Below are 15,155 nucleotides of genomic sequence, written 5' to 3'. Positions count from 1 at the left end.
GTCTGTCATCCTGAGCGCAGCGAAGGACCTGCTTGCGCATTTGCTCTTGCATCTGTGGCAAGAGCAGGATCGTCTTCTAACTCCCCTTCGTCAAGAAGATCGCCTTGCCCGCAACGGTCAGTAAGATCTCGGTTCCACCCGGCTGCACAGTCTTGAGATCGAGCGTGGCTCCAATGCGATCGGCCCGTTCACGAATGGACGAGAGGCCGTAGTGCCCATCCTTGCCCTCTTTGAGAACCTGCGGTTCGATGCCTTTGCCGTTGTCCATGATGCGAAGAGTCAGGTCCTGCGCATAACGCAACTGAACCGTCAGTAGAGTCGCGTCCGCATGCATGCACGCGTTGCGAATCGCCTCGTACGCGATGCGAAAGATCTCGTCGCGCACGATCGGGTGCATGTCGCGCGCGCTGCCTTCGACGGTGAAGTCGACCTGCATGCTGCTGCGCACGCACTCCGCTATCGCCATACGAATCGCCCCGGCAAGATCGTTGGTCTCGGTGTTCGAGGTATGCAACGCCTGGAGTGCGCCACGACCCTCGGCCACCGCCCGCCCCAGCCACTCGGAGAGCTGTTGCAGCGTAGTCTTCATCCCGGCCATATCGGTGGAGCGTTCGAGCGCCTGATCCGTGGCGAACTTGCTCGCCTGAATGGTCTGCAGCAGCGTGTCGTGCAGGTCGCGCGCCAGCCGCGCCCGCTCCTCCAGCCGCTCGTTGAAGCGCAGGCGCAACGCCGTCGCGAGCTGCTCCATCCGGAACCGGTACGCGCCCCAGCCGGCGATCAAGAGCAGCACACCGCAGAGCGTCCGAAACCACATGGTCTGGTAATAGGCCGGCAGCAGCGTCAGGCCGATACTCGCGCCCGCATCGCTCCACACGCCGTCGTTGTTGCACGCCGTCACGTGCATGCGGTAGTGGCCCGGCGGCAGGCCCGTGTAGAACAACTGGCGGCGAGCTCCGGCCTCCTGCCAGTCCTTGTCGTAGCCCTCCAGCCTGTATCGAAACCGCACCCGCTCCGGCACGGAGAGGCTGAGCGCTGTGTAGTCGATCTCCAGGTTCCGCGTATGTTTTGGCAGAACTGCATCCTTCCAGCCCGGAAACGTCTGCCCATTGGCTGCCACGGAGGTGATCGTCACGGGCGGCTGCAGCCGGTTCCGCCGCTCGGCCAGCGTCCGCGGGTCCAGGCTTGCCACGCCTTTGGTTGTGGCGAACCAGAGCTTTCCATCGCGCGCCTCCGCCAGCGACGGCTCCGGCAGTCTATCCCCCGAGAAGCCCGGCAGGCCGTCCAGCGTATCGAAGTGTTCCGTGGCTGGCCCCTGTACCGGATCGCGCAGCCAGTTCGCCAGCGCCGGCGCCGCAATATGCGTAATGCCCGAGAAGCCATTGATCCAGAGCTCGCCGTTCGCTGTCTCCCGAATGCCCGAGACGCGTCCCACGGGATTGGCGCCCTTCCAGCGCATCGGGTGGAACTGCCCGCCGGAGAAAAGGTCGATCCCTCCGCGTCCCGCCAGCCAGACACGATTGCCCCGCGCCGACATCGTCGCCGGAGAGATATTGTGCTGCCCGCTGGGATAGGAGAACCGCTCGAACGCGCCGCCATCCCACTTCACGAGGCTGTCGGAGAACGCAAACCAGACGTTGCCGGCCTCATCCGAGGTCATCGCTCCCAGCACCGCGATCTTCTTCTTTAACTCCCGGTTCTGGTTCACCCATGCGCCATGCACCATCCGGTAGGTCAGGCCGTTGGTGGTATAGATCCACGGGTCGTTGTTTCGGTCGACCTCCAGCGCGACGACCGGTTGCTCGTCGCCCGCAGGGCCGGGTATCTGGATGAATCCATCGCCGGACGACCGCCATACGGCCGAGCTTCCGGCTACCCCGGCCCAGATGACTCCGTTGCGGTCGCGGCGGAGGCAGGTCAACCGCGCGATCTCCGGGAAGCTCTTCGCGACGCCATCCGGCGCCACGCGGGTCAACGGCATCATGCGGCTTCCGACCCACACCGAGCCATCCGCTCCCGTCGCCACGCCAAACTCGTGCTCCTGGGCATGGGGCAGCGGCAGCTCCCGCAGCAGCGAGGCGCGCAGCTTGTCCAGCCCGGAGTTCGTCCCAACCCACACCGTCCCTTCCCGGTCGATCAGCAAGGCGGAGATGCCGTCGGAGGTGAGCCCCTGGGCCTGGGTGAAGCTCTCCACCGGCGCTGCGTCGAGCACGGACGAGGCCGCGGCGACCGCGCTTGCGGCAAACTGGCTGACGCCCTCGGCCGTCACCGTCCACAGCGAGCCGTCGTTCGCGAAGGCGAAGTTTCGTGACGACGGCGCGGCCGTTCGTGCGGACGCGCGCGTGTCTTTTTCCTGGACGCCGCGCGTCAGGAGCCTGAGGCCGCCGTCGTCCGCGATCCAGATTCTTCCCACCGCATCCTGCCGGATCGCGATGGCCGTTCCCTGGGCCTCGACTCCGCTCCCGGCGGGCCGGAAGACGGATTGATCTTTGCTCTTCGAAAGTAGAATCCCCGACTGCGACACGACCCAGATGGTGCGTTCGCGATCGATGAACATGGCCCTCGGCAGGCCGCCGGGATAGCCGTTCTTCGGCCCCATCAGCTCGCAGCTCGAACCGTGCAGATGGGCAAGACCGCTGGTCGATTCGAACCACAGCGACTCGGCGCCGTCTTCGGCGACCATCCCGCCGATCAGCCCCGCCGGTGTGCAGCGCCGGTCCGGGTAGACGGTCAGCGCGCCGTCCTTCCAGCGCAGGGTTCCCGCGCTGCGCGTGGTCAACCAGATGCCGCCCGTGGAGGGCGCGTAGGCCGACAGGATATCGCCATCCTGAACCGCGCCGAAGGTAGCCTGCTCGACCGACTCGAACCGTACGCCGTCGAAGCGCAGAACGCCACGCGAGGTGGTCAGCCAGAGAAAGCCGTCCGTGGTCTGCTGGATGTTGTAGACCGCTCCAAGGCCATCGTCCGATGTCCAGGCAGTATGGCGGAGTTGCGAAACCGGGCCGACCTGAGCCCATGCGGCGATTGGGGCGAGCATCGCCGCGAGAAGAACGACGCGCCGCCGCCACCCGGACCGGTGTTCTCTGCGCGCGATCTCCCGTAAAGCTCTCATACTCTCCCTGAATACCTGCCAACAGGCCGGTACTGACAACCGGCTCCGATCGGCTCCGGAGGCAGTTCTTCCTTTCGTCGTGTTCGCGATGGGGGGAACCTGGCCTGTGTGATCCTATTTTGCGATACTTTGCCGGTCCGGCGATATGCTTTTTGAGCATGGATGCACCAAACTGAGCCGGGGAGCCTTCGCTATGTTCTATAGATTACAGAAGGAGGAGGGCAGCGTGGCCTTCAGCTCCAGAAGCAGGGCGGACGAGGCGGGCGCCGTCTGTCCGCTCACCGCTAAAGATCGATATACCCGCGACGGACGCCGATGATAACGGCGCCGGTCCGGTCGTTCGCATCGAGTTTGGAGAGAATATTCTTGATGTGATTCTTGACTGTATGCTCGGCGATGCTCAGATCGCAGGCGATCAGCTTGTTCGGACTGCCCTTGGCGAGGCCGCGCAGCACGTCCAGCTCTCGCGGCGTCAATGCGTCGTCCCCGGCATGCTGCGCCAGTTGCAGCGCAATCTCCGGCGGAATCCGTCGTTCGCCTGCGTTGACCCGGCGGATCGTATCGATCAGCTCCGTTCGCAAGGTGTCTTTGAGGAGATACCCCACCGCGCCGGCCTTGAACGCGCTCAGCACCTTGATATCGCCCGCCCAGGTCGTCAGCACGACGATGCGCGCGCGTGGGAACTCCGACCGGATGGCGACGATCGCCTCCAGCCCGCCGACCTTCGGCATGCGAAGATCCATCAGCGTGACATCCGGCCGGTGAAGACGGAAGTATTCGATCGCCTGCTGGCCGTCGGCGGCCTGCGCCACAACCGCCATATCGCTCTGTGAACTGATCTCCGAGGTGATCCCGGCCGTCATGAGCGGATGGTCGTCTACTGTCATGACGCGGATGAATCGTCTGCCGATCATTGAACCCTCCCGGACAATCGGACCGGCGCACCGGTCTTCTTGCAACTTGATGATTACCTCTAAGTGCCTTCGATGATAGCTCGGAATCGGCAAGCGGAACCCCTCCAAAAGGGCTATCTTCGGCAGTTCCAATCGAGCATTGTTGAAACATTCCCCCGCCAGTAGCCTGACCTGACTCGCCTGAAGGCAGGGGAGCGCGTGTGCGGGGTATCGAGCCTCTCCGCTGAACTCTCTACCTGCAAGCCGCGAGGGTGATCCATGTTGAGGCGCTGTGCGACGATCGCAACGAGAATCCTGCTCGCCTTTTCTCTGCTGAGCTGGCGCTTCAAGGCGTTGCTGGCGTTGCTGTTTCTTGTGGGCCTGTGGCTGCTCTATCTGCGGCGCGTCCGGCGGGAGATCGCAAAGGTTCAGGCGCGTCTCTACGCGCGATTCGCGGAGCGGGAGCGGATGGCGCGCGATCTTCACGACAGCTTCTTCCAGGGAATTCAGGGCCTGTTGCTCAGCATTCAATCGGCCTGCCGGAGACTGCCCGAGGGCGATCCCACCCGGTCGGCTCTCGAAGGCGCGCTGGCGCAGTCCGACGGCGTGATGTTGCAGGGAAGGGCGCTGGTATCCAATCTCCGCGTACGGCCGCGCCACGCGCACGATCTGGCGGTTCAGTTGGAGGCGGCGGCGAATGAGTTCGCTCACCACCCCGCGCCGGAGTTCCGGCTTGTCGTGCGCGGTCAACCGCGAGACCTGAACCCGCACGTCTGCGAAGAGCTCTATCAACTTGGCCGCGAGGCTCTCGATAACGCGTACCGCCACGCCCACGCCCGCCTGATCGAGGCAGCGATCGACTATCGGCCCGACAACCTGCGGCTGGCCGTCAGCGACGACGGCGTAGGCATCGACAGCAAAATCCTCTCCGGCAGCGGCGTGGAGAACCACCGGGGCATGCAGAGAATGGAGGAGCGCGCCGCAAGGATTGGAGCTGCCTATCGCGTGCTGAGCAGCCCCGGCTCGGGAACGATCGTGCAGGCGTATATCGCATCCCGGCTCGCCTATCCGTCCCGCGCGCGTGCTGAATGGAGGCGCTTCCTGGACCTCTTCCGGACAAAGGATCTGGAGGACTAGCGTGGGGGATCTGGAGGATTAGAGCGGGTTATCCAGCAACCCAAAATGCTTGTCCTCCTGAGCGAAGCGAAGGATCTGCTTTAGCTTTTGCCTGTTTTGCTTGTTCTAAAGGAGCGAACTGCAACCGGCTGGCCCTATTGAGCGAGATTCTCCGAGTCCTCCAGAGTCTGTTTCGATCCGGGAAGACGTGTTTTCCTTGGAACCGGTCACAACTCCGAACCGCCGCACTCGTTCGAGTCTCAGGCTCCGGTATCGAATGCGGATCTGCTCTCACGGCCATGGATCGCTCTTTCAAACATTGAAAAGGAGAACGTATGTCTGAGCTCACGAATAAAGTCGCACTCGTCACCGGTGGTTCACGCGGTATTGGCGCAGCGATCGCAAAACGTCTTGCGGCGGATGGGGCCAGCGTCGCCATCACCTATGCCAAGGACGCAACCTCCGCCTCGGCGGTCGTCGAAGCGATCAAGCAGACCGGCGCCAAAGCCATCGCCATCAAGGCCGACGGCGGCGATACGGCAGCGGTCCGCGCCGCGGTCGAGGAGACGGTCAAGACCTTCGGCCAGCTCGACATCCTCGTCAACAACGCCGGCACCGCCATCCCGAAGCCCTTCGCCGAGACCACCGAGGAGGACATCGAGCATGTGCTCAACCTCAACATCCGTGGCGTTCTGGTCGCCACGCAGCAGGCGTTGAAGCACCTGAAGAGCGGCGGCCGTATCATCATGATCGGCTCGTGCGTCGGCGAGCGGGTGATCGCGCCGGGGCTGGTCTCCTACTCGGCCACCAAGGGCGCGGTGAAGATGTTCACCCAGGGTCTGGCCCGCGAGATCGGCGCCACCGGCATCACGGTGAACAACGTGCAGCCCGGGCCGATCGACACCGATCTGAACCCCGCCGACGGCGACTGGGCTGTATCCCAGAAGGCGGCAACCTCGCTTGGCCGTTATGGTCACGTCGATGAAGTGGCGGCTCTGGTCGCGTTCGTCGCCAGCCCCGCGGCCTCTTACATCACCGGTACGAACCTCACCGTGGACGGCGGTACAAACGCCTAGCTGTCGCCGCCTGGGTGGAGAGCCAGCGGCGAGTGGCTGGCTCTCCACGAGAATTTCAAATCGTTTTGCAACGTACGAAAAAGGGGGGAACACGATGACGCTCGAAGGTAAAACTGCGCTTGTCACGGGAGCGTCGCGGGGCATCGGCCGCGCCACCGCGCTGGCCCTGGCCCATGCCGGCGCTCATGTACTGGTTCACTACGGCCGTTCCGCCGAAGAGGCCGAGGCCGTCGTCGCCGAGATTCGCGGCAGCGGGCGACGGGCCGACGCTGTGCAGGCGGATCTTGCGGCCGCCGAGGGGCCGGGCCTGCTCGCAGGCAGCGTGCGGTCGATCGTCGGCGACCGGCTGGACATACTGGTTGCGAACGCCGGCGTCAGCAAGTCCGCGCGCCTCGCCGACTACAAGCCCGAGGACCTCGATACGCTCTACGCCACCAACGTAAAAGGCCCGTTCTTCCTCGTGCAGGAGCTGCTGCCGTTACTGGGCGAAGGCTCGAACATCGTCGCGATCACCTCTGTCGTGGCCGGCTCGGTGGTGGGCGTCCCCGCGCTTGAAAACCCATCGATTCTTGCCTACGCCTCGACCAAGGGCGCCCTCGAAACCCTGGTCAGGAACTGGGCTGCGATCCTTGGGCCCAAGGGCATTCGCGTCAACGCCGTCGCGCCCGGCGTCATCGACACCGACATGTCGAACTTCACCAAGACCGAAGCGGGAAGAAACGTCGCCCTCGGCATGCAGGCGCTGAAGCGGCTGGGCAAGCCCGAGGATGTCGCCGATGTCGTCGCCTTCCTTGCGTCCGATGGCGCACGCTGGATCACCGGCGCCAGCATCCCCGTGGACGGCGGAACGAAGCTCTAACCGGGCTTGCCTTGAGAGGGCGGGACTTTGAATCTTTCATCGCATGTGGAATGGGGTGCTGATACCATGGATTTCGCACACCAAGGGTGCACCCCGTCCGCGGAAAGGGATCATCCCACCTTTGCTCCTTCGAACGACCATAACCCACTCTCTTCTCGCCCGGCGAAGCGGATCGCGGGCTCTAAAGAAGGAGTGAGCCATGTCTTCAGAACCGTCTCTGCGGGAATTGCCCGCACGCCCCAGCCTCGAACATCTCAAGCATCAGGCCCGCACGCTGCAGCGTGAAGGCCTCGCCGCCGACGCCCTTGCGATCGCGCGCTTTGCCGCCTGCGGTATCGCGTCCCCGCTGCCGAAGCTCGCCGATGCGCTCCACGTCATCGCACGCGAGTACGGCTTTGCCACCTGGCCCGCGCTCAAGCTGCATGTCGAGGTCGCCTCGGAAGACCCCGCCGCCGCCCTCGCCGCCGCGCTCAAGGCGCTCGACGCGAAGCTCGTGCGCCAGGTCCTCGCGCGTCATCCGCAACTGCGCGCCACGCTCGATGAGCCGCTGCCCGGCCTCAGCTTCGACACGCCTGCCCTCGTCTTCGCCGCCATGCGCCAGAGCCGCGAGATCGTCGAGGCTCTGCTCGAAGCCGGCGCCAGCATCGACCAGCGCACCCGCTGGTGGGCCGGCAGCTTCGGTGCGCTCGACTTCGCCAACCCGGAGCTCTCGGCATGGCTGATCGCGCGGGGCGCCACGGTGGACATCCACGCCGCATCGCGGCTCGGCCTGATCGACCGAGTCCGCGAGCTGCTGGCCGCCGACCCGCAGCTCGTCCACGCACGCGGCGGCGACGGCCAGCTTCCGCTCCACTTCGCCGCCACGGTCGAGATTGCGGCCCTGCTCCTCGACCATGGCGCGGAGCTCGACGCGCGCGACATCGACCATGAATCCACCGCCGCGCAGTACCAGGTCTCGATCGCCGACCCCGGCGACGGCATGCCGCGCTACCGGGAGGCCGGCGGCGGCCACATGGTCGCGCGCTACCTCGTCGAGCGCGGCGCCCAGACCGACCTGCTCATGCTCTCGGCCCTCGGGGATCTCGCTCGGGTCGAAGCCATCCTCAACGAAGACCCCGAGTGCGTCCGCATGACGGTGAGCGAGCGCTTCTTCCCCAAGCGCGATCCCAAATCTGGCGGCTGCATCTACTTCTTCGGCTTCGGCTGGACGAAGTCGCCGCAGATGCTCGCCCACCAGTTCGGCCATACGGCGGTCTACGACCTGCTGATGCAGCGCAGCCCGCTCTGGCTGCGGCTCGCGCAGGCGGCCGAGGTGGGAGACGAACCACTCGTCGAACGCATCGTCCAACATCACCCCACGCTTTGTGCGAAGCTCACCCCGGCCGCGGCACGCCGTCTAGTCGGCATCGCCGTGCGGGGCAATACACGCGCTCTGGCTCAACTGCTCGCGCTTGGCTGGCCCGCGGACGCGCGGCTCGAAAACAACCAGACCGCGCTGCACTACGCCGCCTGGCACGGTAATCTTGCCATGGTCCGCGACCTGCTCGCGTACAACGCGCCGGTCAACGTCTTCGAGGCCGAGCATGGCGGCAGCCCGCTCGGCTGGACGCTGCATGGCTCGATGAACAGTTGGCTGCGCGACAAGGGCGACTATCCCGCCGTCGCCCATGCGCTGCTGGCCGCCGGAGCCCAGATCCCCAAACCCGAAGGACCGGTTGAAGCCGCCGAGGAGGTTCTCGCCGTCATCCGCCAGCACACGCCCTGATCTTCGACCCGCGTATGGGTCGCCGCCAGCGTCCCATACGCGATCAGCAGAGGCAGGGTTCGATCATTCAGGCGTCTGAAGCGGAGACGCCTTCGGGCGCCGTCCGCGCTTCACAACGGGCACAACTCTTTCCACATCCGGCCGTCCCTCGTGCAGTATCTTCACCTTGGCCGCCGCCACCGCGTCCCGCTGCGTGTCGGCCATTTCCTTCGGCGCACCCAGCACCACGCGCGCCGCGCCGTTCAGAATTCGCCGCAACGGCCAGCCGCCGTCTGGATTCGGCAGAAAGACCTCGCCCGTCCGCTGCTTCTCTGGCCGGTAGTACCATCGCCGCAGCAGCGAAAGGTGATCGCTCAGCAAAGCCACATCGACAGGCTCTGAGACATGGGCGGAGCGGAGACGATCCTCGAGCGAAGCCACCACCCCCGCCGCGCGAACCTCCGGCGACTCGCTTGCCGTCACTGGCTCTCCGGAGAGCGGCACCGCCTGCAACATCAACGGCTGCGCGAACAACGAACTCCCCACACTCGTCTGCTCTTTGACCGCGCGAACTCCCAGTGTCGAAAGCCGCGCCGGACCCGCCAGACATCCGCCCTGCAGCAGAAACATCGCCGCCTGATCCGGCTGGTCTTTCTGATCCTCGTCCTTCGCCGCCGGCTGTACGATCACCGCGCGCAGCTCCGGGATCGGCCTGACGAGCTCGTCTGCCAATGAGGCCGCCGCCTTCACCCGCGTGTACTGCGCATGCGCCGCAGCCGCTTTTTCAAACTCCATATCGGCCGAGGCCGTGTCGCGCTCCCGCGCAATCTCCACCAGCATGGACTCGCCATGCGTCTCGAAGAACGCCTGCACCGCCCGCGCCTCGGCGGCATATTCCTCCGCCGAACAGGTCTGGTTGCAGGGCGCCATGCAGCGTTTCATCTCGCCATACGCGCAGCCCGGATGCTCGGGGCTGACCTCCAACTCCTCCCAGCAGCGCCGCAGCTTGAACAGGTCCAGCACCGCGTCGCAGTACCGCTCCGCCGCCGCCCGCGAAGGGAAGGGACCATAGGTCGTCGCCAGCGTTCGTTTCGAAAGCTTGTTGGTCGAATACACTCGCGGGTGTGCATTCTCCGCCGTAAATCGCAGAAAATAAGGCGTATGCAGCCGAAGCCGGCGACGCGCCTCCGCATAGCCGAAGATCGCCGAGGCCGCGTGATAGAGGACCAGCGTCGACTCGAACTCCGACCCTGTCACGCAGTATTCAATGGTTGCAACCCGATCCCGCAGGTTCAGCCGCTTGGACTGCGACTCCGGCGGCGCCAGCAACCGCACCATCCTCCGCCGCAGATCGGCCGTGCGCGTCAGGTAAGGCTCGTCCGTCTCCCGCGCGCCACGCAGCGCGAAGACGCCGGGAACCGCAGGCACCTCGCGCAGAATCTCCGCCGCCCGGTCCGGCTCAAACGCGACCCGATGCTCGAATTGAAAGGCCGTCGCCACTGGACGATTCTACCGGCTACACGGGTGCTTTTCTTGTTGTCATTCCCGAAGGGAATCTGCTTTACGCCCTCTGCTTCTGTGGAAGGAAAGAAGATCCTCTTCGAGGATGACAACAAGAACGACAACAGCAAAGGCAAGCACCTACGCCCCCGCGATCATCATCCCATCGATCCGCAGCGTAGGCGCGGCCGCCGCGCTGCGGAAGACCAGGTCGTTCCCGATCGCCGAAATATTCTTGTACATATCCTTCAGATTCCCGGCGATCGTAATCTCCTCAACGGGATACGTCAGCTCGCCGTTCTCGATCCAGATGCCGCTCGCGCCCTGGCTGTAGTCGCCGGTGACCAGATTGACGCCAAAGCCCATCGTCTCCGTCACGTACAGACCCTGCTTCACGTCGCCGATGATCGCCTCCGGCGTCAGCGTGCCGGGTTCGAGATAGAAGTTGTGCGCGCCGATCCCCGGATTGCCCGCCAGCCCGCGCGACGCATTGCCGGTCGACTTCAACCCCAGCTTGCGCGCCGTGTAGCTGTTCAGCACGTAGCTCTTCAGAATGCCGTTTTCGACCAGCACCGTCCGGCGCGTCGGCAGGCCCTCGCCGTCGAAGGGCGTTGTGCCGAAGCCGCCGATGCCGTTGCGGACGACCGTGCCGTCATCGACTACCGTTACGTTTTCGCCCGCCACGCGCTCGCCCAGCATGCCGTCAAAGAACGTCGCATGCCGGTAGATCGCGTCGCCGTTCGCCGCCTCGAAGATGTTGCCGATGATCGACCGCGCGATCTCGGGCGACAGCACCACCGGCGCGCGCTGCGTCTTCACCTGCCTGGCGCCCATGCGGCGGAGCGTCCGGCGCGCCGCCTCACGGCCGATCTCCTCGGGATCTTCAAGCAGCCGCATGGTCCTTGAGCTCGAATACCAGTAGTTCCGCTGCATCTTGCCCGCGGCGTCCACCGCGATCGGCGCCGCCGAAAAGCCGCAGTACGATCGCCGGTACTCGCCCACGAAGCCGCGCGAGTTGACCAGCACCTTGTGCCCGGTCGCGGTGTCGAAGTCGCCGCCGCCGGAGTTCTGGATGCGCGTGTCGAAAGCCATCGCCGCCGCCTCGCAACGGCGGGCGATCTCGATGCGCTCGGCCGGCGGCTGCTCGTTTACATCCTCGAAGTAGAGCCCCAGGTCGCCCTGCAACTGGCCGAACTCATGCGTCTCCGGCAGCCCGGCAAAGGGGTCCTCGCTGGTGATCTTCGCCAGCATCACCGCGCCTTCGACCAGCTTCGCAATGCCCTCGGGCGAGAGGTCCGACGACGAGGTGCTCGCCGTGCGCTGGCCGATGAAGACCCGCAGCCCGATGGCGCGCGAGCCGGACTCCTTCAGCGTCTCCACCTGCCCCAGCCGGACGAGCGCGGAGAACTCATCCCCCTCGGAGCAGACGGCCTCCGCATCGGTGGCGCCAGCGCGCATGGCGCGTTCGAGGGCTTCGGTGGCGAGGGTCTTCAGGTCGGTCGATTGCAGTACGTCGGTCGGCATTTCTTTTCCTTCATGGAAGAATCGTTCGCAAAGCCCCGTTGAAAAAGGCTCTGCGAACGATCGTTTGAAAAGCAGATCCTCCGCTTCGCGAAGGATGACAACAAAAGGCTAACGCACCGGATTTGCCGAAGCACGCGCCGCGCGCCCGTCCGTTGCCTGCAGGAAGTACATACCCGACGGGCAGTACTCCGAGTCCACGCGCAGCTTGTGTTCGATATAGGGCGCTACGGCTCCCGCGGTCGCGCGTTTGAAGAGCTTCACCGCGCCGCCGCAGTCCTTGCAGCGGAATTCGGTGTCCGCGTCAATCAGCGCCTCGGCGACCGGCTTCACCTTCCAGAAGGGTTCATACCCGCCCTTGGCGCGTACCCTGCGGCGTTTCACTTCGCACTCGTAGAATCTCTCGCGTTCGCTTGCCATGGTCTTGATCCTCAATGCTTGCTCGTCCGGTTGGGCGGGTCTCAGGTGCAGATCGTAACGCGCGTGCAGTGCAGTCGTACCGTCTTGAAATTGAAATTTATTCGACTGGATGGGCCGAAACGCCAGGCTCGCGACCGTCGGTCGCCTTGCGAAACAGCAAGCCGTTCGCGCAAACCGCGGAGTCCTCGGGCAGCTTGTGCTCCACATAGGCCGGCGAGCCGGGCTTGTTCGTCTTGCCCAGCAGCTTGACCGCGCCGTGACAGTCCTTGCAACGAAACTCGGTATCGGCGTCGACCAGCGCATCGGCGACCGGCTTCACCTTCCAGAACGGCTCGTACCCGCCCCCGGCCTTGACTCGCCGCCGCTTCACTTCGCACTCGTAGATCTTCTCGCGTTCGGCTGCCATGTCCCTTACTGTCCTGTTCCGCCGACCGTCATGCGGTCGAGTTTAATGGTCGGCATTCCGACGCCCACGGGCACACTCTGCCCGGCTTTGCCACACGTTCCAATGCCCTCGTCCAGGGCAAGGTCATTGCCGACCATCGACACGTACTTCAGCGCCTCTGGTCCGTTGCCGATCAGCGTCGCGCCCTTCACCGGCCGCGTCACCCTGCCGTCCTCGATCAGGTACGCCTCGCTCGCCGAGAAGACGAACTTGCCGTTCGTGATGTCTACCTGCCCGCCGCCGAAGTTCACCGCATACAGCCCGCGCTTCACGCTCTTGATGATGTCCTCGGGCATGTCGTCGCCGTTCAGCATGTAGGTGTTCGTCATGCGCGGCATGGGAATGTGGTGATAGCTCTCGCGGCGTCCGCTGCCCGTGCTGGCCCCGCCCATCAGGCGCGCGTTCAGCTTGTCCGACAGAAAACCCTTCAGAATGCCGTTTTCGATCAGCACCGTCTCGCGCGTCGGCGTGCCTTCGTCGTCGACGTTCAACGACCCGCGCCGGTTGGCGATTGTGCCGTTGTCGACCACCGTGACCTTCGACGAAGCTACCTGCTGGCCGATCAGCCCGGCAAACGCAGAGGTCTTCTTGCGATTGAAGTCGGCTTCGAGACCGTGTCCAACCGCTTCGTGCAGCAGCACGCCCGGCCAGCCCGGTCCGAGGACCACCTCCATCTCGCCCGCGGGCGCCTCCACCGCTCCAAGCTGGAGGATGGCGGTACGCGCAGCCTCGCGTGCAAAGTGCTCGGGGGATTTGTGGCCCTCGAAGAAGTCCAGCGTCACCCGTCCGCCGCCGCCGCTGGTGCCGCGCGCCGTGCTTTGCGAATCCTTCGCGATGACGAAGACGTTCAACCGCGCCAGCGGCTGCGTGTCGCTCGCGTACGTTCCGTCCGACGCGGCGACCAGAATCCGCCGCAGCTCGTCGTTGATGCCCGCCCTCACCTGCACGATGCGCGGGTCGAAGTCACGCGCGGCCTTGTCGGCGCGTTGAATCAGCGCCAGCTTCGCGGCAATCTCCGCATCCGAGCCGACGCCCGCGACGGGATAGAGCGAGGGCGTATCCACATGGCTGAATCCGCTGACCCGTTCCTTGGCCGGACCGCTGGCGATCAGCGCCGCCGTGCGCGCCGCGCGGAGTAAACGTTCACTCGAAAGATCGTCCGTGAACGCAAATCCCGTCCGTTCGCCCGAGACCACCCGGATACCGCAGCCTACGCTGATACCCTGGCTCGCCGTCTTGACCAGGGACTCGTCGATGCCGAGCGAGGTGCTCGTAACCGACTCAAAATAAAGGTCCGCGTAGTCTCCACCGGCGGAGAGCGCCTCGCCGAGGCAACGCTCCATCAGCCGTTCGGACAGGCCAAGTTTCTCGATAAAATAACGTTTGTGATCGGGCCGGTCTGTAATCTGTTCCGCGGGGAAAAGCGTCATTCTTCTGATGATAGGCTATGCGGGAACCCCCGGCAAATCCTGCGCCGCGCGCAACCGCTACATATTTGGTAGATTTCGAGCGTCAGCGCCCACGGGAAGGGTCCGCCGATCCCGCCACATTGAGGTCGACGAAGATCTTCGACTCCGGCGCGGCATAGCACATCCCGTCCGGCGCATACGTTTTCACGCACGCCTTCGTCGCATCCGGTCGTCGCGGAGACTGCGCATATTGCCACGCCACCGCGCCCGGCGTTCCACTGCCGTTGAGCTTTGGAGGGGAGACGGTACAGCCGTTCGAGGGCGGGCACCCATCCTGATAGACGAAGAGCGCGATCGGGCTCAGATGTCGCTTGGCTACCTGCTGCTGAATGTCCTGCGCCGTGGTAATCATCAGCTTGTGGCCCTTGCCGTCGTCGCCATCGTCCGAGGGCACGCCGCTCACGTACGCACCCGGCTTGTAGGCCGAGTGCGCGACGGTCTCGGTCCATGCGAAGAGATACTCCGCCGCCTCGGGCAGCAGACGCCCACCCTCTTCCTGGTCAAGGAACAGAATCGTCCCAGCCGGAAAACCCTCTCGCTTCGCGGCGGCAATGGCGTCGGCGGCGTCCTTGCGCCCCAGCGCATCGGCGGCCACGCCCTTCTTCTTCTGCGCCTGCAGCTCGTCGTCGATGTGTCCGTTCGAGAGCACTAAAAAGCCGAAGCCGGCTTTGCGCATGATCTCGCGCTTGCCGATCCAGGTGTTGACGCTCGCTCCCGGTGGGTTGTTCAGCCAGTAGCCCGCAAAGGCGAACCGCTTGCGCAGCATCGGCAGCGCGTCGTCGCCGGGGTAGAGGTTGCGGTCGAAGCCTGCGTAGTCCTTCGCCATGAACGTAAGATGCGACTGTGCCGGGGACGAACCCGTCTTCTCCGCCTGACTGCAACCGACAAGCCCCGCAACCAGAAGTGCGGCGGCCAACATCATGCGCATGCGACAGACTCCTCGATAAAATCGCCCCAACTGAAGACGAGGCTACGGCCCCCGCGCAGATCCTGCAAGCACGAA

General features: G+C 64.8%; 12 protein-coding genes. 4 read left to right on the top strand and 8 right to left on the bottom strand.

The genetic code is table 11. The annotated features are described in order from the left end of the window. Nucleotides 1-76: 76 nt before the first annotated feature. A complete protein-coding gene (locus CHB87_RS12685; RefSeq protein WP_089408824.1) occupies nt 77-3,109 on the bottom strand; it encodes a sensor histidine kinase in 3,033 nt (1,010 codons plus the stop codon). A 284-nt stretch (nt 3,110-3,393) separates the two neighbouring features. Next, nucleotides 3,394-4,023: a response regulator gene (locus CHB87_RS12680; RefSeq protein WP_089408823.1), complete on the bottom strand. Its 630-nt coding sequence runs from the start codon at nt 4,021-4,023 to the stop codon at nt 3,394-3,396. A 258-nt stretch (nt 4,024-4,281) separates the two neighbouring features. On the opposite strand from CHB87_RS12680, the gene CHB87_RS12675 reads away from it, so the two are divergent. From CHB87_RS12675 to CHB87_RS12660, 4 genes are all read left to right on the top strand, one after another. Continuing rightward, complete coding sequence (locus tag CHB87_RS12675) at nt 4,282-5,139, top strand: sensor histidine kinase (RefSeq protein ID WP_089408822.1); 858 nt, start codon at nt 4,282-4,284, stop codon at nt 5,137-5,139. Between the two features lie 314 nt (nt 5,140-5,453). Further along, the gene (locus CHB87_RS12670) at nt 5,454-6,194 is read left to right on the top strand and encodes an SDR family NAD(P)-dependent oxidoreductase (RefSeq protein WP_089408821.1); all 741 of its coding nucleotides are present in this window, start codon (nt 5,454-5,456) and stop codon (nt 6,192-6,194) included. 94 nt (nt 6,195-6,288) lie between these two features. Continuing rightward, entirely contained in the window at nt 6,289-7,053 is a 765-nt protein-coding gene (locus CHB87_RS12665; protein WP_089408820.1) for an SDR family NAD(P)-dependent oxidoreductase, read from the top strand. A 199-nt stretch (nt 7,054-7,252) separates the two neighbouring features. Beyond that, nucleotides 7,253-8,818 carry an ankyrin repeat domain-containing protein gene (locus CHB87_RS12660; protein WP_089408819.1) on the top strand — a complete coding sequence of 522 codons (1,566 nt, stop codon included), beginning with the start codon at nt 7,253-7,255 and terminating at the stop codon, nt 8,816-8,818. Nucleotides 8,819-8,881: 63 nt separating this feature from the next. On the opposite strand, the gene CHB87_RS12655 is transcribed toward CHB87_RS12660, so the two are convergent. The 6 genes from CHB87_RS12655 to CHB87_RS12630 form a co-directional block, all read right to left on the bottom strand. Then, on the bottom strand, nt 8,882-10,297 hold the full coding sequence (locus tag CHB87_RS12655) for an excinuclease ABC subunit C (RefSeq protein ID WP_089408818.1): 1,416 nt from the start codon (nt 10,295-10,297) through the stop codon (nt 8,882-8,884). Nucleotides 10,298-10,438: 141 nt separating this feature from the next. Further along, entirely contained in the window at nt 10,439-11,821 is a 1,383-nt protein-coding gene (locus tag CHB87_RS12650) for a TldD/PmbA family protein (protein WP_089408817.1), read from the bottom strand. Between the two features lie 108 nt (nt 11,822-11,929). Continuing rightward, nucleotides 11,930-12,238: a hypothetical protein gene (locus CHB87_RS12645; RefSeq protein ID WP_089408816.1), complete on the bottom strand. Its 309-nt coding sequence runs from the start codon at nt 12,236-12,238 to the stop codon at nt 11,930-11,932. 97 nt (nt 12,239-12,335) lie between these two features. Further along, nucleotides 12,336-12,644, bottom strand: coding sequence for a hypothetical protein (locus tag CHB87_RS12640; RefSeq protein ID WP_089408815.1), 309 nt, complete (start codon nt 12,642-12,644; stop codon nt 12,336-12,338). A 5-nt stretch (nt 12,645-12,649) separates the two neighbouring features. Continuing rightward, the gene (tldD, locus tag CHB87_RS12635; protein ID WP_089408814.1) at nt 12,650-14,113 is read right to left on the bottom strand and encodes a metalloprotease TldD; all 1,464 of its coding nucleotides are present in this window, start codon (nt 14,111-14,113) and stop codon (nt 12,650-12,652) included. 82 nt (nt 14,114-14,195) lie between these two features. Continuing rightward, nucleotides 14,196-15,080, bottom strand: coding sequence for a glycoside hydrolase domain-containing protein (locus tag CHB87_RS12630; protein WP_089408813.1), 885 nt, complete (start codon nt 15,078-15,080; stop codon nt 14,196-14,198). Nucleotides 15,081-15,155: the final 75 nt, after the last annotated feature.

The sequence above is a fragment of the Granulicella rosea genome, assembly GCF_900188085.1.
Lineage (GTDB): Bacteria > Acidobacteriota > Terriglobia > Terriglobales > Acidobacteriaceae > Edaphobacter > Edaphobacter rosea.
The sequence above is the reverse complement of the archived record's forward strand: the minus strand, read 5'-3'. Positions and strand labels throughout refer to the sequence as shown.

Excerpts from the sequence above, each read along its gene's own strand:
- CHB87_RS12660 (WP_089408819.1), top strand. The coding sequence starts at position 7,253 with ATGTCTTCAGAACCGTCTCTGCGGGAATTGCCCGCACGCCCCAGCCTC.
- CHB87_RS12670 (WP_089408821.1), top strand. The coding sequence starts at position 5,454 with ATGTCTGAGCTCACGAATAAAGTCGCACTCGTCACCGGTGGTTCACGC.
- CHB87_RS12650 (WP_089408817.1), bottom strand. The coding sequence starts at position 11,821 with ATGCCGACCGACGTACTGCAATCGACCGACCTGAAGACCCTCGCCACC.
- CHB87_RS12665 (WP_089408820.1), top strand. The coding sequence starts at position 6,289 with ATGACGCTCGAAGGTAAAACTGCGCTTGTCACGGGAGCGTCGCGGGGC.
- CHB87_RS12680 (WP_089408823.1), bottom strand. The coding sequence starts at position 4,023 with ATGATCGGCAGACGATTCATCCGCGTCATGACAGTAGACGACCATCCG.
- CHB87_RS12645 (WP_089408816.1), bottom strand. The coding sequence starts at position 12,238 with ATGGCAAGCGAACGCGAGAGATTCTACGAGTGCGAAGTGAAACGCCGC.
- CHB87_RS12685 (WP_089408824.1), bottom strand. The coding sequence starts at position 3,109 with ATGAGAGCTTTACGGGAGATCGCGCGCAGAGAACACCGGTCCGGGTGG.
- CHB87_RS12630 (WP_089408813.1), bottom strand. The coding sequence starts at position 15,080 with ATGCGCATGATGTTGGCCGCCGCACTTCTGGTTGCGGGGCTTGTCGGT.
- CHB87_RS12640 (WP_089408815.1), bottom strand. The coding sequence starts at position 12,644 with ATGGCAGCCGAACGCGAGAAGATCTACGAGTGCGAAGTGAAGCGGCGG.
- tldD (WP_089408814.1), bottom strand. The coding sequence starts at position 14,113 with ATGACGCTTTTCCCCGCGGAACAGATTACAGACCGGCCCGATCACAAA.
- CHB87_RS12675 (WP_089408822.1), top strand. The coding sequence starts at position 4,282 with ATGTTGAGGCGCTGTGCGACGATCGCAACGAGAATCCTGCTCGCCTTT.